The sequence below is a fragment of the Alteromonas sp. D210916BOD_24 genome (genome assembly GCF_047159385.1).
Classification (GTDB): domain Bacteria; phylum Pseudomonadota; class Gammaproteobacteria; order Enterobacterales; family Alteromonadaceae; genus Alteromonas.
Window position 1 is genome coordinate 382327 of the sequence record NZ_AP038333.1, and the last position, 24117, is coordinate 406443.

At 45.9% G+C, this 24117-nt stretch carries 19 protein-coding genes; 11 read left to right on the top strand and 8 right to left on the bottom strand.

Features of this window, described 5'->3' with window-relative positions:
• Entirely contained in the window at window positions 1–1761 is a 1761-nt protein-coding gene (locus ACMCM8_RS01710; protein ID WP_412724834.1) for an acyl-CoA dehydrogenase family protein, read from the bottom strand.
• 189 nt (window positions 1762–1950) lie between these two features.
• Between ACMCM8_RS01710 and ACMCM8_RS01715 the strand changes: the two genes are divergently transcribed.
• Both ACMCM8_RS01715 and ACMCM8_RS01720 read left to right on the top strand, forming a co-directional pair.
• Window positions 1951–2700 (top strand): SDR family NAD(P)-dependent oxidoreductase, encoded by a 750-nt coding sequence (locus ACMCM8_RS01715; RefSeq protein ID WP_412724836.1) that lies wholly within the window; start codon window positions 1951–1953, stop codon window positions 2698–2700.
• An 18-nt stretch (window positions 2701–2718) separates the two neighbouring features.
• Window positions 2719–3624: an amidohydrolase family protein gene (locus tag ACMCM8_RS01720; protein ID WP_412724838.1), complete on the top strand. Its 906-nt coding sequence runs from the start codon at window positions 2719–2721 to the stop codon at window positions 3622–3624.
• A gap of 63 nt (window positions 3625–3687) precedes the next feature.
• Here ACMCM8_RS01720 and ACMCM8_RS01725 read toward each other — a convergent pair whose 3' ends face one another.
• Window positions 3688–4872, bottom strand: coding sequence for a mandelate racemase/muconate lactonizing enzyme family protein (locus tag ACMCM8_RS01725; RefSeq protein WP_412724840.1), 1185 nt, complete (start codon window positions 4870–4872; stop codon window positions 3688–3690).
• A 41-nt stretch (window positions 4873–4913) separates the two neighbouring features.
• Window positions 4914–5681, bottom strand: a complete 768-nt coding sequence (locus ACMCM8_RS01730; RefSeq protein ID WP_412724842.1) for a class II aldolase/adducin family protein — start codon at window positions 5679–5681, stop codon at window positions 4914–4916.
• A gap of 438 nt (window positions 5682–6119) precedes the next feature.
• Here ACMCM8_RS01730 and ACMCM8_RS01735 point away from each other — a divergent pair, with 438 nt between their 5' ends.
• The 5 genes from ACMCM8_RS01735 (at window position 6120) to ACMCM8_RS01755 (ending at window position 14212) form a co-directional block, all read left to right on the top strand.
• Entirely contained in the window at window positions 6120–7169 is a 1050-nt protein-coding gene (locus ACMCM8_RS01735) for an efflux RND transporter periplasmic adaptor subunit (RefSeq protein ID WP_412724844.1), read from the top strand.
• A gap of 13 nt (window positions 7170–7182) precedes the next feature.
• Complete coding sequence (locus ACMCM8_RS01740; protein ID WP_412724846.1) at window positions 7183–10290, top strand: efflux RND transporter permease subunit; 3108 nt, start codon at window positions 7183–7185, stop codon at window positions 10288–10290.
• A 519-nt stretch (window positions 10291–10809) separates the two neighbouring features.
• Window positions 10810–11214, top strand: a complete 405-nt coding sequence (locus ACMCM8_RS01745; protein WP_412724848.1) for a phosphate ABC transporter substrate-binding protein — start codon at window positions 10810–10812, stop codon at window positions 11212–11214.
• Between the two features lie 34 nt (window positions 11215–11248).
• Window positions 11249–12430: a topoisomerase IV gene (locus ACMCM8_RS01750; protein ID WP_412724850.1), complete on the top strand. Its 1182-nt coding sequence runs from the start codon at window positions 11249–11251 to the stop codon at window positions 12428–12430.
• A 162-nt stretch (window positions 12431–12592) separates the two neighbouring features.
• A complete protein-coding gene (locus ACMCM8_RS01755; protein WP_412724852.1) occupies window positions 12593–14212 on the top strand; it encodes a methyl-accepting chemotaxis protein in 1620 nt (539 codons plus the stop codon).
• Between the two features lie 307 nt (window positions 14213–14519).
• Here ACMCM8_RS01755 and rpoD read toward each other — a convergent pair whose 3' ends face one another.
• The 4 genes from rpoD to rpsU form a co-directional block, all read right to left on the bottom strand.
• The gene (rpoD, locus tag ACMCM8_RS01760; protein ID WP_412724854.1) at window positions 14520–16352 is read right to left on the bottom strand and encodes an RNA polymerase sigma factor RpoD; all 1833 of its coding nucleotides are present in this window, start codon (window positions 16350–16352) and stop codon (window positions 14520–14522) included.
• Window positions 16353–16858: 506 nt separating this feature from the next.
• On the bottom strand, window positions 16859–18637 hold the full coding sequence (dnaG, locus tag ACMCM8_RS01765; protein WP_412724856.1) for a DNA primase: 1779 nt from the start codon (window positions 18635–18637) through the stop codon (window positions 16859–16861).
• A 172-nt stretch (window positions 18638–18809) separates the two neighbouring features.
• A complete protein-coding gene (locus tag ACMCM8_RS01770; RefSeq protein ID WP_412724858.1) occupies window positions 18810–19256 on the bottom strand; it encodes a GatB/YqeY domain-containing protein in 447 nt (148 codons plus the stop codon).
• 158 nt (window positions 19257–19414) lie between these two features.
• A complete protein-coding gene (gene rpsU, locus ACMCM8_RS01775; protein ID WP_012517258.1) occupies window positions 19415–19630 on the bottom strand; it encodes a 30S ribosomal protein S21 in 216 nt (71 codons plus the stop codon).
• A gap of 440 nt (window positions 19631–20070) precedes the next feature.
• On the opposite strand from rpsU, the gene tsaD reads away from it, so the two are divergent.
• Window positions 20071–21096, top strand: coding sequence for a tRNA (adenosine(37)-N6)-threonylcarbamoyltransferase complex transferase subunit TsaD (gene tsaD, locus ACMCM8_RS01780; protein WP_412724860.1), 1026 nt, complete (start codon window positions 20071–20073; stop codon window positions 21094–21096).
• Window positions 21097–21189: 93 nt separating this feature from the next.
• A complete protein-coding gene (locus tag ACMCM8_RS01785) occupies window positions 21190–22371 on the top strand; it encodes an ectonucleotide pyrophosphatase/phosphodiesterase (RefSeq protein ID WP_412727582.1) in 1182 nt (393 codons plus the stop codon).
• Here the strand turns inward: ACMCM8_RS01785 and plsY are convergent.
• Entirely contained in the window at window positions 22361–22963 is a 603-nt protein-coding gene (plsY, locus tag ACMCM8_RS01790) for a glycerol-3-phosphate 1-O-acyltransferase PlsY (RefSeq protein WP_412727584.1), read from the bottom strand. The genes ACMCM8_RS01785 and plsY overlap by 11 nt on opposite strands.
• Before the next feature lie 301 nt (window positions 22964–23264).
• On the opposite strand from plsY, the gene folB reads away from it, so the two are divergent.
• Together folB and folK are read left to right on the top strand one after the other, a co-directional pair.
• Window positions 23265–23618, top strand: coding sequence for a dihydroneopterin aldolase (gene folB, locus ACMCM8_RS01795; protein ID WP_412724862.1), 354 nt, complete (start codon window positions 23265–23267; stop codon window positions 23616–23618).
• Window positions 23618–24112 (top strand): 2-amino-4-hydroxy-6-hydroxymethyldihydropteridine diphosphokinase, encoded by a 495-nt coding sequence (gene folK / locus ACMCM8_RS01800; RefSeq protein ID WP_412724864.1) that lies wholly within the window; start codon window positions 23618–23620, stop codon window positions 24110–24112. Before folB ends, folK begins: the two co-directional genes overlap by 1 nt.
• The last annotated feature ends 5 nt before the right edge of the window (window positions 24113–24117 follow it).

Below are 24117 nucleotides of genomic sequence, written 5' to 3' on the forward strand. Positions count from 1 at the left end.
TTACAGGTAGTCAAACTCACTACCGGAAATGGCCAATGTGGTGTCTGGCCCTGCTTGATAGGCCGTTTTATGCGCGTCGCGACGAGGCAGAATACGCGCCATGTAAAAATCGCAGGTTTTCTGTTTCGAAGCCGCGAGTACGGCATTGTCACTGCCTTGTGCTTTATCAGCCATGCTGTACCACAGTGCAGCAATCAGTGAATAGGCACTGTAAGCTAAGTAGTCACATGCCGCAGAAGCTGCGGTAGTGGCATCCATTCCCAAACAGTCTGCAGACGAGGCACGCCAGTCGTCCAAAATACCCTGGGCGAGGCTTTGACTTTCAGAATTCTGCATGTCAGCGATAAGCGCGTTAAACGCTTGATAGGTGGACTCCATCATCTGTCCCCCATCGCGGGTGAGCTTACGGCCGATAAGATCCAGTGCCTGGATGCCATTGGTTCCTTCATAAAGCATGGTAATGCGAACGTCGCGCATAAGTTGTTCCATGCCCCACTCACGGATAAAGCCGTGGCCACCAAATACTTGAACACCCAGACTGGTGGTTTCCAGTCCCATATCGGTCATAAATGCTTTACATATCGGGGTGAGAAACTGCAGTACGTTATCTGCGTCTTCTTTTTCTTTTCCGTCAGCGAGCTTTTCAATATCCATGAATTTAGCATAGAAAAGCGATAGGGCACGGCAGCCCTCAATTAGCGACTTTTGCGTCAGCAGCATGCGCGCAACATCAGGTTGAAATACGATAGGATCAGCCTTGCCTTCAGGGTTTTGGATGCCCTGAGGCGCACGGGATTGGACTCGCTCTCGCGCGTAGGTCAACGCACCTTGATAGGACGCTTCAGCAGCCCCCAGACCCTGTAATCCCACTTGGAATCGCGCGTCATTCATCATGGTGAACATGCAGGCTAAGCCTTGGTTTTCTTCACCGACTAACCAGCCTGTCGCTCCGTCGAAGTTCATTACGCAAGTTGGGCTCGCTTTAATCCCCATCTTGTGTTCGATACTACCCACCGACAAGCTGTTAGCTTCGCCCGGCTCATTGTTTGAATCAGGTAGGAATTTGGGCACTAAGAACAAACTGATCCCTTTCACCCCTTTTGGAGCATCAGGTAGTCGGGCAAGGACTAAGTGAATAACATTATCCGTCCAGTCTTGATCACCTGCGGTAATAAATATTTTGTTGCCGGTTATGCGGTAACTACCATCACCTTGTGGTTCTGCCTTGGTACTTAATAAGCTTAAGTCAGTTCCTGCGTGAGGTTCAGTGAGATTCATTGTGCCCGTCCACTCACCACTAATGAGTTTAGCTAGGTAAGTGTCTTTCAATGTTTGGCTGGCGTGTTTAGTCACTGCCAGCGTCGCGCTTTCGGTAAGCATGGTGGTTAAACGCCAGCTCAGGTTTGCTGCGTTTAACATTTCATGAACAGGTACTGCCATCGTATACGGTAAGTCCTGTCCATCGTAATCGGCTGTACCTAACATGGCATTCCAGCCATTCGCCACATATTCCTGATACGCCTCGGCGAAACCTTTTGGTGTGGTTATCTTGCCATTTTCAAGTTTACACCCTTCTTCGTCGCCTTCACGGTTAAGCGGGGCAACCACATCCAGGGCAAACTTAGCACCCTGAGCAATAATTTCATTAGCCAATTCACTATCAAAATCACTAATTCCTAGCTTTTCGTAGTGGGCATCAAGACCAAGCCAGTCTTTCAGAAGAAACTGAAAATCAGCGGTAGGCGCATGGTACAGAGGCATGGATGACTCCTTTTTCAAACAAGTGTTTTAATTTTTGCCTATTATAGTCACAAAAAGCATAGTCAGAGTAGTCCGTTAAGGGAAACTTAATCATAAATTTGGTTTATGTAGGGTTGTCATACGTGATACTTGCTTTTCTTAGCCCCACTGGCATGCTTAAGCCAATTAGGAACAAGGTATGTGATAACTATGGCGAAAAAACGACCCATTTGCGTGGTGACGGGGGGCAGCTTAGGCATAGGCTTAGCGGTATGCGAAGTATTTAGTGAACAAGGATTTGACGTAATAAACCTGGATATTCGCAACTTTGATGTGCCACTGGAAAACGCCACGTGGAAACAATGTGACGTAAGTAAGGTAAGCGAAGTGCAAACCGCCATTGATGAAGTGCTTATACTTCATCAGCGCATAGATGCTTTGGTGTGCAACGCTGGGATCCACGTTTCTGCGACGATAGAAGACACTGATGAAGCCCTGCTTGATCGCATCTTTAATTTAAATGTAAAAGGGGCGTATGCCGCCATAAAGGCCTGTTTGCCCGCGATGAAAACGCAACGTTCAGGCGCCATAGTGGTGATGGGCTCGGATCAATCATTTGTAGGAAAGCGCAATTCTTTTGCTTATGGGCTGACTAAAGGCGCCTTAGCGTCAATGGCGAAAACCACTGCTTTGGATTACGCGCCTTTTAATATTCGGGTCAATGCTGTGTGCCCCGGTACTATTGAAACCCCTTTGTTTCATAATGCAATAGATAAATACGTGGCGCGTTCGGGAGAGAATAAAGCGGATGTGATGGTTCAAGAAGCCGCAGCGCAACCAATAAGGCGACTGGGTCAACCACGGGATGTGGCAGAGCTCACCTACTTTTTGTGCAGTGATAAAGCGTCGTTTATTACCGGTAGTTTGTATGCCGTGGACGGAGGCTATACCGCACAGTAAGTGCGTTCTAAATTGATCATGACAGCGCACACCGATAATGCCTTAGCAACTACAGCGGCTAACTTAGCAAGATGGATTGACCCCCATATACACTTATTTGCCTTAAGCGAAGGGGAGTATAAATGGCTAGAGCCACAACGCGCCCCCTTTTGGCGTGATAAGGCAGATATCGCCAAAGACGTTACCGAACATACGCTAATACGTGGTGCTCAAGGTGCACTTACTGGCTTTGTTCATATTGAAGCGGGCTATGACAACCACAGGCCTTGGCGAGAAATTCATTTTCTTGAGCGACATTGTCGGCTGCCTTTTCGCAGTATCGCGTGTGTGGATATCACCGCAAATAGTGCAAGGGCGCATATCGACTTACTGGCTGGCTTTCAGTCTGTCTGTGGGGTAAGGCACATTCTGGATGAGCAGGCCTGTGCGATTTTAGGCACGCCCAAAGCACAATGGAGTTTGTCACACCTGTCGGCCTTAGGGCTTTCTTTTGAAGCTCAGTTAAACCTTGCCGATAATGCCGCGGTGGGTGCATTGCTTGGTGTTATTGAACGCAATCCTACGCTGCGCGTTGCCCTAAACCACGCTGCCATAGCGCCTTTGGAAATATCGAGCCTGAGCTTTAAACGATGGCGGCAACACATCAGGGATTTGAGTGAATCAGCGCAAGTAGTGTTCAAATTTTCGGGATTGGAAATGCAACAGCGACAGTGGTCCTGGCAGCGTGCCCGTTTTGTGTTTGATGAATTACTCACGCTGGTGTCAGTGCCTGAGGTGATGTTTGCCAGCAACTTCCCTTTGTCGAATTGGCGCATGCCCTATCGCGCCTTATGGGATGGGTATTACCAATTAAGTCACAGCATGGATAGGGCACAGCAACAGGCGTTAATGTTGACCAATGCCAAGGACTGGTATTGGAGATAGGGGCATGTGTAAAAAGGCGGTATGCGCACTGACCCTCACCGCCTTTTTATCATTTTTTGTGTGCTATTTAAGCGAGGTAACGGTCATGTGGGGTGACCGATAAACCACATCATCGTTTAAATCGATACCAATTCCCGGCGTGTCTGGCGCTTCAATAAACCCGTTGACTGGCTGTGGGTCTTGGATACACAACTCGCGATTCCACTCTTTTATGGCGTAGGTATGATGTTCGTGGATAAGGAAATTGGGAATGGCGGTTTCCAAGTGTAGGCTAGCCGCTGTGGCAACTGGCCCGCCGCAAACATGCGCCTGAATACGTACGTCGTAAATATCAGCGTAGTCGCACACTTTCTTCGCTTCAGTAAACCCACCGCACAAGCCGACATCCGGTTGCAGTACGTCAATAGACTGATCCTCAAGATAAGGGCGTACATCCCAGCGATGGTAAAGGCGTTCGCCCCCGGCAATGGGTACATTGACGTTTTTGGCGACTTTATCGTGCAGTTTTGAATTTAAGTAGTTCACCGGCTCTTCGTAATACAAGCAGCCAATTTCTTCTACGATATCGCCAAGTTGAATTGCGGTAGAGGCCCCCAGTAAGCTGTGACACTCAAAAATAATGTCGCCGTCTTCGCCCATAGTGTCGCGAATGGCTTGTAAGCGGGCTTTAAATAATTTGAGTTCCGGCTTGGTAAACAGTTTGGTTCTGTCGAAGTGTGTGTTGCCGTCTTTGTCGTAAACAATAGGGTCAACTTTTACCGCGTCATAGCCGTCTTTGAGGGCCTTTTCAGTGGCGCGGGCATAGTCTGCTGGGTCGTTTAATTTAGTGACTTCTTTATCCCAGTCAAACTGTAACTGGCTGGCATAGCTTCTGAGCTTGCCATTGGTTTTTCCTCCCAGTAACTCGTATACTGGCAAACCAAGGGCTTTCCCTTTGATATCCCAAAGAGCGGTATCAATAGCGCTCATTGCAGCATAAATCACTGGGCCGCCGCCCAACCCCCAGAATCCTTCTCTCAACATACGGCTCCACAGTAACTCAGTGTGGAAGGGATTAAAGCCAATTAACATGGCTTCTGCGATTTCTTTAATCATATGCGCTGCCGCGCTGTGTCCCCAATCGTAAGCGAGACCCGCTTCACCTACACCGGTAATACCTTCATCGGTGTAAACCCGCACAAACACCGGGTTCCACTGGGGGCGTTTAGGGCATTCAATATCAAAAATTTCTACTTTAGTCACTTTCATGATAGGTAATTAATCCGTTTTAAAAATAGGGATGTGGCGCGTTATTCACAAAAGCCTGGGTCAAGTTTATAGGCCTTGCGCAACATTGCAGGCCAGGCTTTTTGGCCTCCGGTTTCACCACTGTGAACAATGCTCGCCTGATGGTAAATGCCGTCGATGATGGTTTGAGGGATTTCAATCACTTCTTCGTTCGATTGCATTAATGCTAGCTGAATTTCACAGGCCCGTTGTAAGTCGTAAAAGCGCATGAATGCATCACCTACAGTGGGGCCGAGTGTCAATCCTCCGTGATTGGGTAATAGCATATGATTTGTATCACCCAGGTCCTCTTGTAAGCGACGCTTTTCACTCTCATCAACAGCCAGGCCTTCATAGCTGTGGTATGACAGCGAAGGCAATGAAAATAGTGAGTATTGACTCCATGGCTTAAGCCCACCTTTTACCGATGCCACTGCGATGGTCGCCAGGGTATGCAGGTGTATGACACATTGTGCATCATGACGCACTTCGTGGATGGCACTATGAATGGTGAATCCAGCGGGGTTGATCCCATAGGGAGAGTCGTCAAGAATGTTTCCGTTTAGGTCTACTTTGACCAGATTAGACGCGGTGACTTCATCAAAAGTGAGACCAAATCCGTTCACTAAATAATGATCAGTGCCGGGGACTTTCGCGGATATATGCGTATAGATAAGATCGCCCCAGCGCATATCTGCAACCAATCGATAACAGGCAGCCAGGTCAACCCGGGTTTGCCACTCCAGATCAGATACTTTGCCTTTCAGGCTTAATGGAGGCAATGAATACAAGCCACATCTCCTTTAATAATGGTCTGCACAATTTACCAATACCGCTGCCAATGGACAATGCTTTGGGCCTGAAAATAGCGGTGATGGATTAATTGGCAGTAAAAGAGCCAATGGTGGCGCAGTTAATTCGATATGATTTAACCGGACAGCATTTTATTCGCTATAGTAGTTCGTTACAAAAGCGTTAAAACAGCCAAAATTGCTGATAAGCGAAAAAAGAACTACCGTGTTTTAGGTAAAATAGAGTGACCTGCAGATAAACTGCGCCGTTTGGTATGGGCTGAATTCCCAATAAAATAAATATTTAAAAACAGGCAAATACCGTGTTTATTACAGACTAGCCTGTGGACTAAGTTGACGCTTTATCTGTGCGTTTTATCTTGGATGGCAATAATAAATTAATGCAACATGGGCCCGTTTTTACCTAAAGGAAAGGTTATGTCTTCAAAATTTTCTCTGTCACCATTGCTCATCGGTGTAGTGATCCTCGTCGGTGTTGTGATTTATTTAAACTTGCCACAATCACATGACAAAGCAGAAAATGGACCTAGAGCGACCCCCGTTAAAACGGCGGTGGTGACAACTCAGTCTCTTCCTATCACTATAGAGTCGCTGGGAACAGCAACGGCAAACGAATCGGTCAATATCACTGCGCAAGTCACTGAAACAGTAAAAGCCATACAGTTTGAAGACGGCGACAGGGTGAGCAAAGGTGATGTATTGGTACAACTCAATAATGTGCAAGAGCAGGCGCGAATAAAAGAACTGAAAGCCAATATACAAGAAGCTAAACGCCAGTTTATGCGTATTTCCGATCTTCGTCAGTCAAATGCGACCTCAGAGCAGTTACTCGACGAACAGCAAGCGCGCGTAAAGGCATTGGAAGCCCAGTTGGAAATTGCGCTTGCTCAGTTAGAAGATTTGCAGATTACTGCTCCTTTTAGCGGTTATCTGGGAAATCGGGCGATTAGCATTGGGTCACTGGTCCAGCCGGGTACGACCATCACCACACTTGATGATATCAGTGTGGTTAAAGTCGATTTTAATATTGCTGAAAACCATCTCGCCAGCGTGGCTAAGGGGCAGAAGATCACGGCGTCGTCTGTCGCTTATCCCGGTGAAGCGTTTAGCGGCGTCATCAGTAATATAGACACGCGGTTAGATCCGGTCAGTCGCTCTATTCGAGTCAGAGCGATTATCGACAATAAACAAGCCCGCCTCAGACCCGGTATGTTGCTTACAGTCGTGGTAGAAAAGCGGGTACTCAATACACTGGTTTTGCCAGAAAAGTCCTTGGTTCCGGTACAAGACAAGCAGTTCGTTTACGTTATCAGGGACAACATAGCGCATCAAACTGAAGTGAGAATTGGCGAGCGCAGACCTGGATTAGTGCAGATTGTCAGTGGGTTAGCCATAGGCGACGAGGTGATTACCGAAGGTACGTTGCGGGTGCAAGACCAATCGCCGGTTAATGTGTTAAACCGCTAAGGAGCGCTTCCCCATGCTATTGTCTGATATCTCAGTAAAGCGCCCGGTATTCGCCACCGTTGTTAACTTATTGCTTATTATATTCGGTATAGTCGCCGTTTCGATGTTGTCTTTGCGCGAATACCCCGATATTGATCCCCCCATAGTGTCAATCTCTACCAATTATACCGGGGCGTCGGCCAATATTGTGGAGACACGTATCACTCAACTGCTAGAAGACAGAATTTCTGGTATTGAGGGAATTAAAAATATTACCTCTACCTCTCGTAATGGCCGCTCGGACATTACTATTGAGTTTAAACTTTCTCGTGATATCGACGCTGCCGCCAACGATGTACGTGAACGGGTGAGCAGGGCACTGAATAATTTACCCGATCAAGCCGATCCCCCTGAGGTTTCAAAAGCGAATTCCGATGAAAGTGCGGTGGTGTGGTACAACTTGAGAAGTACCAACCTCAATACCATGGAGCTCACCGACTACGCCGAGCGTTTCTTAGTTGATCGCTTGTCAATTGTCGACGGCGTGGCGCGGGTACAACTAGGCGGGGGGCGTCGCTATGCAATGAAGGTCTTTCTCGATCGCAATGCGATGGCTGCCAGAGGCATTACCGTCAGCGACGTAGAACAAGTCATTCGTGCAGAAAACGTGGAATTGCCAGCAGGTGAAGTAGAGTCATTAGATCGCAACTTTGAAGTACGGGTAGCCCGCACCTTTTTATCGCCTGATGATTTTGCGGCGCTAACTGTCGCGGTAGGTGACAATGGCTATTTAGTGAGACTGGGGGAAATTGCGCGAGTAGAACTGACCGCGGAAGACGATGAAACTGAGTTTCGCGGTGACGGTGTCAACATGATTGGTCTAGGGATCGTCAAGCAATCCAAAGCAAATACTTTGGATGTGGCCAGGGCGGCCAAGGAACAGATTACAAAAATTGAAGCCTCGTTACCTGACAACATTTTCATTGTGCCTAGCTATGATTCGTCGATTTTTATCGAAGCTTCCATTGATGAGGTATACGAAACACTCACCATAGCCATGATGATGGTCGTCATTGTAATTTATCTGTTTCTGGGAAATGTTAGAGCAACGTTAATTCCAGCCGTTACTGTGCCAGTATCGCTAGTCGCTGCGTTTATTGTGATGTATGCCTTAGGCTTTTCTATTAATTTGCTCACCTTACTTGCCATGGTGCTAGCAATAGGACTCGTGGTAGATGATGCCATTGTTGTATTGGAAAATATTTATCGACGAATTGAAATGGGCGAACCGCCTATATTGGCAGCCTATCGCGGTGCCCGCGAAGTGGGTTTTGCTGTAGTCGCCACCACCTTGGTGCTTATATCGGTTTTTGTGCCGCTGGTCTTCTTAGAAGGAAATATTGGTCGTCTGTTCACCGAATTTGCCCTTGCCATTGCCGCCGCAGTGGCATTTTCAAGCTTTACTGCGTTGACCCTATCACCCATGATGGCCTCAAAGATCCTAACAAAACGAACGCGCTCTTCTGGGTTTGGCAACTGGATGGACAAACGCTTCTCAGCTTTAGAAACCCGCTATTTCAATAGCCTTGGCAAAACCTTGCATCAACCTGTGCTCATGCTGCTGCTGTTGGTAGTGGCTGTTATAGCCATAGTGCAGCTATCAGAAAAGGTCCCCAGTGAGTTTGTTCCCAAAGAAGACCGAGGTAACTTTTTCATATTGATGAATGCGCAGGAAGGGGCGAGTTTTGAAAGTAATGCGGCAAACCTTAAGCAAATTGAAGACGTTCTTATGCCGTACCGGGAAAATGGCAAAATCAATCGATTATTAGTAAGAACGCCAGGGTTTGGGGGGAATGCTGGTATTGCGATTGTCGGTTCGGCTGATTGGGATGAGCGTGATTTCAGTACTTTCGAATTGATGGACGAAATCAGTGCCAAATTAAATAATGTCCCAGACGTACGTGCGTTCGCTGTTATGCGAAGCGGTATATCCGGAGGCGGATTCGGTCGCCCGGTACAGTTCGTACTGCAAGGCGACACTTATGAAAATCTGGTCGAGTGGCGAGATGTTGTAATGGCAAAAGCATCCCAAAATCCAGGCTTAATTCGTTTAGATTCTGACTACAAAGAGACGTCTCCTCAGTTGTTGGTTAATATCAACCGTGATCGCGCTGCCGATTTGGGGGTCTCTATCAGTGATATTGGTGGAACGTTAGAGGTGATGCTTGGTCAACGTAGAGTGTCTACTTTTCTCGACAGAGGGGAAGAATACGACGTCATAATGGAAGGTATTGAAGCGGACTTTAGAAGTCCTAACAGTATAGAAAACTTGTATGTGCGTTCGTCGCGGACCGGTGAACTAATCCCGATGGACAACTTACTCACCTTTGAAGAGCAGGCCACATCTGCTCAGCTCAATCGATATAATCGTATGCGTGCGGTAACCATATCAGCGAATCTGGCAGATGGTTATACATTAGGGCAGGCCTTGGCTTTCCTTGAAAATATTGTACAAACTGAACTGCCCGATAATGTGTCTATTGATTATAAAGGTGAATCTCAACTTTATCAGGAAGCAGGAAATTCGTTTGTTTATGTATTTCTGTTGGCACTGGCAGTGACCTATCTGATTTTGGCAGCACAGTTTGAAAGTTGGATCCACCCTCTGGTAATCATGTTAACCGTTCCTCTGGCGTTGGTCGGCGCCTATATCGGTTTATACTTTTCTAATATGACGATAAACATATACAGTCAAATAGGCTTGGTTATGCTAATTGGACTGGCAGCAAAGAACGGGATCTTAATTGTTGAATTTGCAAATCAGCTACGCGATGCGGGAATGACCTTTGAATTAGCATTAAAACGTGCGGCTACACAGCGATTACGACCCATTGTAATGACGGGTTTTACCACAGTTTTTAGTGCGTTGCCTTTGGTACTCGCATCCGGTCCCGGCGCTGAGAGCCGTATGGTTATCGGTATGGTTATCTTTTCAGGGGTGCTGGTTTCAGCATTTATGACCTTGTATGTTGTGCCAACAGCGTATAGATGGTTGGCCAAAAATACAGATTCGCCACTAAAGCGCACACAACAAATTGAATCCCTCGAAACGGATATTCCCTACCACAAAGGCGAAATGTAGTGCTTAAGTAACTAAAGCGAGTGTTTGTTTTTTGTGCGTGATGGTGAAAAAAACATCACCACAACAAACGCTTAAAGGTATTTTTTTATATACTTAAATATTAAACTTCATTCGTTTTTGAAATAAGCGCAAAAAATATAACACCATGAAAGTTAGGTGTTTTATATCAATTTTCTGCAATTATCATTCTTTGTGATAGTTGATTAATATCAACTTACGTATAAATTAGCCAAGAGTATAGTTGCTTAACGCTATGCTTCCTCTACACTTCGCAAAAATTCAAACGCTTGTTTAACTCATTTGCCTGAAAAGATTAATTTTTTATTTATCGATTTGGCAAAGCGAGTTCTTGCGACTAATACTTACTTTGTTGCAAGCGCTACCAGAAAGGTTAGCACGCTTAGATGAGTGGCGAGCGACATTTATATCTAAATGAAACTTGCCAGAACAATCTAATCACAAGTGTTTTTTTACAATAAGTAACGGTGATCAAGCACCCTAGGATCCAGAGGAAATACCATGAAGAAATGGATACTTGCAGCGAGTTTATGCTGTAACGTAGCTTTTGCTGAAGTAGCAGTTATTGTTCATCCGAGCAATGGCGATAGCCTAGACAAAGACAGCATCAGTCGACTGTTTTTAAACAAAGCAAAAGCGTTCCCAAATGGCTCACAAGCTGAGCCAGTGGCATTAGCGGAAGGTCAGCCAGCAACTGACGAATTCAACGGTAAAGTATTAAACAAAACTGCAGCTCAACTTACTGCGTTTTGGTCGAAGCTAGTATTTACAGGTAAGGGTCAGCCCCCCAAAGCGTTAGGTAGCGACGCAGAAGTGATTTCTGCTGTGGCTAGTAACCCTAATGCTATCGGTTTTGTCGACGCTGGCGCTGTAGATGGCAGCGTTCGGGTTGTGGCTAAGTTTTAATTTACCGTTAATAGAAAGATTTTAAGGAACACCCATGAAAACCAAACTTGCTATTTTATCTATGGCTGGCCTGTTAGCGGCTCCAGCAATGGCTGATATTCAAATCAATGGCTTTGCTAACCTCATTGGGGGAATGACCCTTGATGACAATGAAACCCTGTATGATTATGACAGCGATTTCAACTTTGACCCTGCCAGTGTTTTTGGTCTACAGGTTCGCGGTGATGTCAGCGACAAATTGTCTGCTACTGCACAGTTAGTTGGCCGTGGAAGCGAAGACTATGATGCGGACTTCGAATGGGCGTATATGACGTACGCATTAAACAACAATATCAATATCAGCGCCGGTCGCTTGCGGTTGCCTTTGTTTAAATACTCGGCGTCACTGGACATTGGTTATTCGTATCACTGGTTAACACCACCTGATGCTGTTTATGGCATTGACTTCAACAATATTGATGGTGTGCGCATTGATTATTCTAATTACGTAGGTGATTGGGAATACGGTGCACAGTTGACGACAGGTCGCGTAGAAACGGATACCACTATTTCGGGTACGCCGGCGGCACTTGAACTTGAAAATGTGGTTGCTGTGTCATTTGAAGCAACCCGTGAATGGTTTAGTGCACGTACGCTTTTTGCTCGTGGTAAGACCAATGCAGCGAATGCTCAATTTGACGGGTTCCTTGACGGAATGGCTCAGTTTGGTGCTTTTATTCCTACTGCGCTAACCGTATCTGATGATTTTCGCATAAACGGAGATACAGGCACGTTCTTCGAGATTGCAGTTGATGTAGATAAATACGACTGGTTCCTTGGTGCGGAATATACGCAGACAGAAGTAGATGGTGCTGTTATTGCGGATAACAAAGCGTGGTATGTCACAGCTGGTATGCGTTTTGGTAAGTTTACACCACACATTACTTATGAAGTTGAAGAGGCTGATAACGCTACTCAGCTAGGTCTAGTGGCTACGCTTCCTTCAAGTATCGCAACAGGAGATGCAGTAACTGATGGTACATGGGCTGCCATATATCAAGGTGCGGCAGGCATTGCTGCTCAGCAAAAACTTGATGTTTCTGCATTAACCGTAGGTTTGCGTTACGATGTTGAGCCAGGATTCGCACTGAAAACTGATGTAACTTGGTATTCAGATGATTTGAATGACTTAAATGACGCTACGTTACTTAAAGTTGGTGTTAATTACACATTCTAATAATCACGCCTTATGACCTCGTCTACAAGACGAGGTCATAATTTTGCTAAAGATTTTCGCTATTGCGTAGATAAATTAGAAGAAGGTATCGTTTCGGGTTAATCTGAACGATAGCCACACAGCTAACTAAAAAAGCTAAAGACACAAACAGTGAGATAGTTGATGAATTTTCTAAAAAAAATGCCGATTGCGACTAAAATATTTTTGATTCCGGGGATCGCGGCACTAAGTTTCGTGGTTTACCTTCTCATAACTGTTTCTACCGCTCTTAACAATGGCTCTACTCTAGAAAAAGTTCAGCAAGTTCAATTTCCTGCTTTACAACTGTCTGCATCTACTTTGGTAGAGATGCAAAAGGTGCGTGATACTTTGGCCAGTGCAGTAACCACTGGTGACCAGGATACACTATCCTTAGCCCAACAATTGGCAGAAGAAGCCAACAACGGTCTAAAACAAATATCCTCCATCAGCCCTGATTTTAGAAGTGAAATTTCACGTATATCAACTGGGTTTGATGAATACTTCAAAGTCGCTTTTGACGTGTCTCGCTCGATGGTAGACGGTACCGCTGATTTCAGTAGATTGGGTGAGTTATCGACACAGATGAATAACTCATACGACGGCGTTATCGCCGCAATGTCTCACTTTAGAGATGAGCAGCAAGCAGCGTTTGAAGAAGCATTCGAAAATACCGACAATGCAAACACATCCCTGATTAGTACAGGTGTTATTTTAGCGGTTGTGGTGACAATATTGTTGTTTGCTACCGCAGTACCCATTGTTCGAGGCATCAAGCAAAGCATTGATGATGTGGTGCGCTCTCTTAAAGATATTGCACAGGAAAATGGCGATCTAACCGTACGTATCGAAACTAAGAGTGAAGATGAAATTGGCGAGTTGGTATATTGGTTCAACCAATTTATGGACAAGCTACAAGGGGTGGTACGCGACGTCGTCGAAGCCAGTTTACCGCTTTCAAATCTGGCACAAAATTTACGTGGTGTCACAGAGGAAACTCAGCGAACCATTGATGTTCAGCAGAAATCGGCCACCAATGCGAAGCGCGCCGTAGACACTATGAGTGGCTCCGTTGATGGCGTTGCGCACAGTGCAGCTCAAGCCGCAGGTGATGCCAACGAAGCCACTACTGCTGCTAGTGAAGGTCGACAAATTGTTCAGCAAACAGTCACCAGCATTCAACAGCTTGCCGAGAACGTGAGAGAGACGGCTGATGTAATTGCCCGTCTTGAATCTGACTCGAATAAGGTTGGTTCTGTATTAGACGTTATCAAAGGCATTGCTGAACAGACTAATTTGTTGGCCTTAAATGCAGCGATTGAAGCAGCGCGGGCAGGTGAACAGGGTCGTGGTTTTGCGGTGGTAGCCGATGAAGTTCGTACCCTAGCGTCTCGTACACAACAATCCACCGAAGAAATTCAAAGTACTATTGAACAATTGCAAAGTGCGGCACATTCAGCGGTTGAAGTTATGGCGCGTGGTACTGAGCAAGCCGGTAGTAGTGTGGAAACTGCGAATAAAGCGGGAAGTAGTCTGGAGACCATCACCAGTACGATTGGTCGTATCAATAAAATGAACGAGCAAATAGCGCACAATACCGAAGACCAACGCTCAGTAGCAGTGGACATTGTTCGTCATGTCGATGAAATCCATCAACGTACTGAAGAAACGGCTAGCCGTTCAGGCGCGTTGGGGAGTATGTGTAATGAACTTGCTGATTTGGCTCAGCATCTCGAATCTATAGCGAAACAGTTCAGGGTATAGATTGTCCCGTACGCGACCGTTCAGCTTCTCTGAACGGTCTACAGCGCCAAGAATAACCTCCTTCGGGAGGTTTTTTGTATGTATGCTTTAGACTTTTCACTCGTGATAGTGATGCATGGTAAGGAGTAGGCATAATCTGTAGCCTCTCTGCCCCATAGACAAGGTATTTAACCCATCGGGCTGGTGAAGGGTTGTAAAAAGGTGTCAGCTAAGGGGCTGTCGTATTTATTGGAAACAATTGCGAAGTTGAAATAAAAAAATCCCCGGCATGGCCAGGGATTTCAATGCATGTAATTAAGCCAGTTGACTACTCGTCTAAGAAGCTGCGTAGCTGCTCAGAACGGCTAGGGTGACGTAGCTTGCGAAGGGCTTTGGCTTCAATTTGACGAATACGCTCACGGGTTACGTCAAACTGCTTACCGACTTCTTCCAACGTGTGGTCAGTGTTCATGTCGATACCGAAACGCATACGCAGTACTTTTGCTTCACGCGCTGTTAAGCCTGCTAAAACCTCTTGCGTCGCGTCTTTTAAGCTACCGCCAGTGGCTGAATCGAGGGGCTGAATAATCGTGCTGTCCTCGATAAAGTCGCCAAGATGTGAATCTTCATCATCACCGATGGGGGTCTCCATCGAGATTGGCTCCTTGGCAATTTTAAGTACTTTGCGGATCTTGTCTTCAGGCATTAGCATGCGCTCTGACAATTCCTCTGGCGTAGGCTCACGCCCCATCTCTTGTAGCATTTGACGAGAGATACGGTTCAACTTGTTGATCGTCTCAATCATGTGTACAGGAATACGAATGGTACGTGCCTGATCGGCGATTGAGCGGGTAATAGCCTGACGGATCCACCATGTGGCATAGGTCGAAAACTTATAACCACGGCGATATTCGAATTTGTCTACCGCTTTCATCAAGCCAATATTACCTTCCTGAATCAGATCAAGGAATTGTAAACCACGGTTGGTGTACTTTTTAGCAATCGAAATTACAAGACGCAAGTTGGCTTCAACCATCTCTTTTTTCGCACGGCGCGCTTTCGCTTCACCGATAGACATACGACGGTTGATGTCTTTAATATCTGCGATAACCAAGCCAGTTTCTTGCTCGACCTGATTCATTTTACTGATACAGCGTTCAATTTCTTCTTGGTTGACTGCTAAGTCATCGGCATAAGGCGCGCCTGACTTCACAACCTCATGTAACCATGCTGTAGATGTTTCGTTGCCTGCAAATGCTTTAATGAAGTCTTTCTTCGGCATTTTGGCGTTTACTACGCAGAACTTCATCACAAGGCGCTCTTGAATACGCACTTTGTCCATCATTTCACGCATGTTTCTTACCATGCGATCAAATTGCTTTGGAACCAAGCGGAATTCTTTAAAGATATCACTTAACGCTGTAATTTCGTTGCGCGCGTCTGCGTGTGCACGGCCTTTTTTCTCAATAACAGTGCGTGTTTTGAGGTATTGCTCACGCAGTTCTGCAAAACGTGCACGGGCAACTTCAGGGTCTACACCACTGTCATCTTCATCACTGTCATCATCGTCCTCATCGTCGTCTTCGTCATCCAAATCTTCATCTGACAACTCAGAGCCCACGTGAGTGGCTGTGGGAGCTAAATCTTGCTCGTCATTCGGATCCACAAAACCAGAAATGATATCGCTTAGGCGAATTTCTTCGGCTTCGTACAAATCCCATTGGTCAAGCAAATAAGTGATGGCTTCAGGGTATTCTGCAACAGAGCACTGTACCTGATTGATACCGTCTTCAATACGCTTGGCGATTTCAATTTCGCCTTCACGAGTAAGAAGTTCAACTGTCCCCATTTCGCGCATGTACATACGCACAGGGTCAGTTGTTCGGCCAATTTCACTTTCAACTGTAGCAAGTGCTTGTGCGGCAGCTTCTGCTGCGTCCTCATCGGCATTTGCTTCTTGCATGAGAAGTTCATCTGCATCAGGTGCTGATTCAGAAACTTGAATTCCCATGTCGTTAATCATGCGGATTATGTCTTCGATTTGATCAGAATCGACAATATCTTGCGGCAGGTGGTCGTTTACTTCTGCAAAGGTTAAGTAACCTTGCTCTTTACCTTTTGCAATCAGGAGTTTAATCTGAGACTGCTTGCTTTGCGCCATATAACCTACACTTCTCACATTCAATTAGTTTGCAATAGAAAAGACAACATACACCTTAGTATGTTCCCTAATCTGCTGTAATACCGCTGTCGTATCAAGGCCGTTATGCTCGATGCCACGCTGCGATTAACGCCATTGCGATGCACATCTGCTCGGGTTTGGTTCTGCCCGTTATGTTCGGCTATATCTTTGCTACTCGCGTCGCTGCATTTTTGTTCACATTATAGTGAAATTCGTGTCTATTAGTACACCTTCAGCGAATTAGCCAGTATAGCAGAATTGACGGTGGTTTTACCAGATTGGTGGCCGATTTTTTAGCCAGTAGTTTCGCTAAAAAGTTTATTTTCCCTGTAGAAAGTTAAATGCTGACCGATTAGTAGCGGGAACCCTTGCCACAACGCGCCTCTGCCTCGCTCTTTTTGCAGCACTCATTTAATAGTATTGTGGAAACTTTAAAGTGTATGACACTGGTTCTTGTTGCGGTTGTGGCTCAGCCGGCTGCGTGGTTAGCCTTTCTGTCTTTCCTTCATAAGTAGGTTCAGCTCTTCTTTTTCCGCTTGGGTAAGCGATTGAACCCGCGAACGTGAAATTAACGTTTCAATACGGCTATCAAAATGACCGTCTAGTAAGCGTGCAAAACTGTCGTTATATACGCGTTCTGCGTCCTCGTCTTTTACCAAATGTTCTTGTAACAATAATTTCGCGATAGTTGAAGAATGGGGATGGTTGCGAAAGTTTTCAACAAGTTGCGCGGTTTTGGCGTGTGGGTTGGCGACACAATAAGCGTGAATATCTTTCAACAAATCCATTCCGGCTGCATTGCTGCCTGCAAAAATACTTACTTGTACGTCTTCGCATTGCGACGCCAGGCTCGGCTTATCGAGTAATAGGCGAATTAACATGCGTAATGGGGATAGTTTGGGCTTATTCACCTGTGTTCTGTTAGGAGAAAAACCTTGTTTTGTCCCTTGGTTCGCTTTAGAGATATCTTGTTGTAATTTGAAACGGTCGAACTCACCTGTGTGTTTGGCAAGCTCTTCCAGCAACATGTGTTTTTGATCGTCGCCAAGGGTACTTTCTATTAACGGCATTGCGGCTTTTTTAAGTGCAATTTTACCTTCAGGTGTCCCCACATTATGCGTCTTCAGCAGATTTTCAAAAAAGAAGCGTGACAAGGGCATAGCGTCGTCAAGCATACCCATGAAACCCGCTTTACCCACTTGACGAACCATGGTGTCTGGGTCTTCTCCATCAGGCAAAAAGAGAAACGACAAGCGCACACCGTCTTTTAGCGCAGGCAATGCATTTTCGAGTGCACGCCATGCGGCTTCACGACCCGCGCGGTCGCCATCGTAACAACATACAATGTGTGAAGTGGCGCGCACCAGCATTTGAATATGTTCTGGTGTGGTTGCCGTGCCCAGTGCGGCGGTGGCAATGTTGATATCAAATTGACTCAATGCCACCACATCCATGTAGCCTTCAACAATTACCACCGTATCAAGTGTACGATTTTGCTGTCTTACAGAGTAAAAACCAAATAGTTCACTACCTTTGTGGAATATTCGCGTCTCAGGTGAGTTTAAGTATTTAGGACCGCCGTCATCTAATACACGGCCGCCAAACCCAACCACACGACCTCGCTTATCCCGAATAGGAAACATAATACGGTCGCGAAAGAAGTCGTATGTGCGACCTTGGTCGTTGCGGTTAACTAACTTCAAATCGACGAGTTGCTTTACCCGTTGCGCATCAGTGCCAAACGCATTGAGTAATGCGTCCCAGCTGTCCGGAGCGTAGCCAATTTCCCATTGCTTAACAATGTCGCCACTTAGCCCTCTATTTTTGAGGTAATCAATGGCTTTTTTACTATTGCTGTTTTGTCGAAGTTGCTGCTGGAAAAAGCGCGTGACTTGTTCCATTACCGCGTAATCATCCTGCTGTTGCTGCTTTTTCTCTTCGCTCATGGCAGGGCGACTGCCTTTTTCCCGAGGCACTTCTAGTCCGTGGTAACGGGCGAGTTCTTCGATAGCCTCAACAAACTCGAGACGGTCAAACTCCATCACGAATGAAATAGCATTGCCGTGAGCGCCGCACCCGAAACAGTGATAAAACTGTTTGTCTTGGCTCACAGTGAAGGACGGTGTTTTCTCATTGTGGAATGGACAGCAGGCCTGATAGTTCTTACCCGCTTTTTTTAATTTAACTCTGCTATCAACAATCTCTACCACATCGGTACGAGAAAGCAGATCATCTATAAAATCGCGAGGTATTTTTCCAGCCATGAGGGTCTTTTACACGAGAAACTAATATGTCTTAAACAGACATTACTTTAACAGGGAAGTGATGCAATGAGAACGACTAACCGTCATTGATAATGTATATCAAAGGGTTAGTCGCTTATGCTCGTGCAGTAGGTAAGCAGCAATACGCTTCGAACCATACTGAGCTCTATTTTTAAGCGTTTAAACGAGCCTTAATTTTAGCACTGAGTGCCCCCATGTCTGTGCGACCTTGAACTTGAGGCTTTAGTGCGCCCATCACTTTACCCATGTCTTGCATACCAGAAGCGCCGGTAGCGGCCATGGTTTCATCGATGAGGGTATTGAGTTCTTCATCAGTTAATGGTTTTGGTAGAAACCCTTCGATATGGGTGATTTCCTCACGCTCAATACTTGCAAGGTCGTCGCGGTTAGCAGCGTCATATTGAGCAGCTGCATCCTGGCGTTGTTTCACCATTTTAGTAAGCACCGCCAAAATGGCGCTGTCATCTAAGGTAATTTGCTCGTCAATTTCTTTTTGTTTAATCGCCGCTAATGCCATGCGAATAGTGCCAAGACGAACTTTTTCCTTTGCGCGCATTGCATCTTTTTGTGCCGATTTTAAATCATCAATAAGTGCCATGGTGTTTCCTGTTTCTTATTCGTAGATTACTTAGCATGGGTTTAAACACTGTGAACGACGTGTTCAAAGCGATCGTGTTCTGAAGTAAAAATTGGGCTTCAGAAACGCGAAAGGTGCTGCAATTGCAACACCTTTCAGACTCGTAAGTTAACCCTATATTAGTAGAGTTTTACGCGACGTGCGTTTTCACGAGCTAGCTTCTTAAGATGACGCTTCTTAGCGGCAGCTTTCTTGCGCTTGCGTTCCCAAGTTGGTTTTTCGAAGAATTCACGACGACGAACTTCAGAAAGAACACCTGCTTTTTCACAAGAACGCTTAAAACGACGCAGCGCCACATCAAACGGCTCGTTTTCTCTAACTTTAACGATAGGCATTAAACACTCACCTCAAAACTTTTACTGTGTAAATCCGGGTAAAATTGTGCGCTAAAAAGGCCACCCGGGTTAAAAATGGTGCGAAATTCTAATCATATCTACAGAGAAAGTAAAGGATGAATTGCCAAAAATTAGCCAATATTGTGCAATTACCCCTTTGTTAGCATTCCATGAATGCTGGAATAAAGGTAAACTCTGCGCCCAGGTAATGGACACCCCGCCAATGAATGTGAACCTCTGGGCCTTTTTTTCATCGCGAAAAGTGCTTGCAATGTAAAGGGCAGTTAACGAGGCGAAATTATTTCAGTGAAATAATTTCGAATCCATTTCTTGGGGTAGTACTACGATCGCAGCCGGATCATAATGATGATCGCGCCAGATCGCCAGAGAAATTTTGCTGAATTTTTAGTAAACAGAAGTTGTAAATAGGGTTGCTCCCAATGCGTATATTAGGAATAGAAACGTCATGTGATGAAACGGGGATTGCCGTTTATGATGACGAAAAGGGCTTGTTGTCACATGAATTGTACAGCCAGGTAAAACTGCACGCCGATTACGGGGGAGTTGTACCAGAATTGGCTTCACGTGACCATGTTAGAAAAATCATTCCTCTTATTGAAAAAGCCCTACAGGATGCTAACTGCCAGCCTGCAGATATTGATGGCGTCGCGTTTACCCAAGGACCTGGATTAGTGGGTGCGTTATTAGTGGGATCGTCTGTGGGAAGGTCGTTGGCCTATGCGTGGAACGTACCTGCAGTAGGGGTACATCACATGGAAGGGCACCTCTTAGCCCCTATGCTTGAAGATGAAGCGCCTGCATTTCCCTTTGTAGCCTTGTTAGTCTCTGGTGGCCATTCGATGTTGGTCAAAGTTGAAGGGATCGGACGCTACGAAGTACTGGGTGAATCCATTGACGATGCTGCTGGCGAGGCATTCGATAAAACCGCTAAATTACTCGGGCTTGATTACCCCGGTGGCCCACTGCTCGCTAAACTGGCTGAAAATGGTGAGCCCGGGCACTACAAATTTCCGCGTCCAATGACCGATAGACCAGGTCTGGATTTCAGCTTTAGCGGCCTTAAAACCTATGCAGCTAACACGATAAGGGATGCTGATTTAGATGCCCCTGACGCGGAACAAATCAAAGCTAACATTGCCTTTGCGTTTCAAGAAGCGGTGGTAGATACCCTCATGATAAAATGTAAGCGAGCACTTAAACAGACCGGCATGAAGCGTCTGGTCATTGCCGGTGGTGTGAGCGCAAATACCATGCTTAGGGAAAAAATGACGGTATTGATGAGTGAGCTTAACGGTGAGGTATTTTATCCTAGCTTAGCTTACTGCACTGATAACGGGGCTATGATTGCTTATGCCGGAATGCAACGCCTTAAAGCGGGTGAAGTTCTGCCACTTTCTTCTCAGGCTAAACCCCGTTGGCCTTTAGATACACTTTCCGCTATTTAGGGTACAGTAGTGACGGCCGATAGAAGCTAATTTCAGTTCATGTAAGGGGAAGGTGGCATGGTATTGCGCAATGTGTTGTTAATCCTGGGCTTGATGATGCCACTGTGCGTATCTGCTGATACTGGACAGCACGTCGTGCTTATTTCTCTTGATGGATTTCGTCATGACTATATAGAGCGCCATAACGCTAAGCATCTCAACCGTATCGCGCAAGAAGGCGTGCGGGCATCTTCAATGACGCCGGTGTACCCAGCTAACACGTTTCCCAACCATTTGTCTTTGATGACAGGGCTTTTGCCCGTACATCACGGCATAGTCAATAATCGCTTCTATGACAAAACCCGGCCTGCGAATGAGGGCTATGCTCAATATAAAATGGGTTATGGTGCGATGGATAGCACGTGGATCACCGCCACTCCTTTATGGAATTTGGTTGAATTTCACGGAATGAAGGCCGCGACGTTTTTTTGGCCGGAGTCTGATGCGCGCATTTCTGGTGCGTTGCCGACTTACCACTACCACTATGCGAAGTACGCTGATTATCAACAACGTATCGATCAGATAATTCAATGGCTCAGGCTACCTGAGGTGGCACGCCCCCGGTTTATTGCCGGCTACTTTTCGTTAACGGATACGGTAGGCCATGACGAAGGGCCGCTCTCCAACGAAACCCGAGCAGCGGTGCAAAAAGTGGATGAATTGATCGGACAACTTTACGACCGCCTTCAAGCTTTAGATTTACCTATTAATTTAGTTGTAGTATCGGATCATGGGATGACGTCTGTTGATGCTAATTCCTTTATCAATGTGGAGAGTTTAGCGATTCCCGACACCTTTTTAGTGGAAAATGAGGGAGCACAGTTGCATCTGTATGCGAAAGCAGGAGTGTCGGAGAGTGCTATTGAACAAGAATATCAGCGACTGAAGATGGTGTCGCAGGGGCGATATGATGTACTTGATGGACCTCAGCGCGCTTTGCGTAAAATGCAAGTAGATAGCCGAACTGGTGACCTCTTAGTTGAAATCGCTCCCCCGGCGCGTTTTGTTTATTCTGGCAAATCACACAGCAGCAAAGGGGGGCATGGCTACTTAAATACACTGGCCGATATGGGGGCGACATTTGTAGCCTCAGGACCTGCATTTAAGCGAGGGACAGAGCTTCCCACTTTTAGTAATCTGGAAATTTATCCCGCTCTCGCTAGAGTGTTAGGTATTGCTCCAGTTTCGCAGATTGATGGCAAAGTTGAGGTATTGGAGGCAGCACTTACTCTTTAATATTGCCCTTATCCCATATCTTACTTTCACTACCTGATAGTAAGCGTGAAATATTGTCTTTGTGACGCAGAATAATCAATAGGGACAACATGGCAACAGGAAGCGTGTACAGCGGTTTTATTAAAAAGGTAAAAATAGGAGCCAGTGAAACCGCAATAAGCGCACCTAGCGACGAATAACCGGTGAAAAACACTACTGCAACCCAACTTAGGATCAACAGCCCCGCTAAATCGAGGCCAATAGGTAACATCGCTCCGAATGCTGTGGCGACAGCCTTTCCCCCTACAAAACCGAAGTACAAAGGAAAAATGTGTCCCAGGCAGGCTGCAATGGCAATGACCCCCAATAGCACGGGCTCTATCCCCAAAAAGTAGCTGCCATATACCGGTATTGTTCCTTTGAGAATATCCATCACTAATACCAGTAACGCAGGGATCCGCCCCCCTAATCGATAGACATTGGTCGCGCCTGGGTTTTTGGAGCCCGCTGTTCTGGGGTCGGGAAGTCTAAATGCGCGACTAATTACAACCGCACTTGATAGGGAGCCAAATAAATACGCTACGGCTATCATTAATATAGTGAGTGACATTATTTACTAATTCTAAATCGGTTAATTACGGGTTTTGGTTTATTACTTCTCGGTTTACGCGTCGTTATCACGTAAACCTGTTAGCCTATTATGTCCCACCCAGGGTTAAATTTTTAAACCTTGGTTGCCCCTGGTAACAATAGAGCGTTATAGTTGTGCCACTTTTTATGCTTTAGCATTAAGTTCAGCGTAAAACTACTCCATCCAATCGCGATATACCACCTTTAACCAATAATATTACAGGTGAACGCGCAGTAGTAAGACCAGTACTAAAGCCAGTAACGAGACAAGTTGAAAGAATTTCATGGGCAAAATTTATATTGCAGGGTTGGCGGTAGAAACGCTGATAGGTGTATATGATTGGGAACGGGTTCGCAATACCGAACTTCTTATCGATGTCACACTAGAGACCGATCTGGAAAAGGCAATGCTAAGTGATAACGTGGCGGATACAGTGGACTATGCCAAAGTGGCCGAGTGTGTTGCCGAAGTGGGAAAAAACAGTCAGTTTGAACTATTAGAAGCCTTTGGTGGAGCAGTGATGGAGGCGATTTTCGAGCAGTTCGCCGTTACCGCTATTACATTAAAAATCGTCAAACCCAATATTCTTCCAAACGCCAAGACGGTTGCAGTAGAACTAACAAGAGAACGAGTGTGATGTCGCCACATACCATTTTGGTGAGTATAGGATCAAACATTGAGCGCGAGCACTATACCAGACAATCACTCATTGCATTAAAAGCGCATTTTGATCAGGTAAGTGTGTCTTCGGTATATGAAAGTGAAGCCGTTGGTTTTAACGGTAGCCCTTTTTACAATGCGGTAGCGCGGGCCTCTACCACCAAGAGTATTCAAGAGGTATGCGATACCTTAAAGCAAATAGAAAAGGATAATGGCAGAGTACACAGTGACAAAAAGTTTTGCGCCAGAACCCTTGATTTAGATTTGCTTACCTATGATAGTAGAACAACGCAAACTCCGGTGGTTCTTCCTCGCGAAGAAATTTGCTACAACGCTTTTGTGCTCTGGCCTTTAGCCGAACTCGTACCAAGCGATATCCACCCAAAAACACAGCAAACCTACGCCCAGATGTGGCGTGAGTTTGACAAACAAAAACAGCAATTGCGGCCTATCGACTTTATGTGGAGTTAATCAAG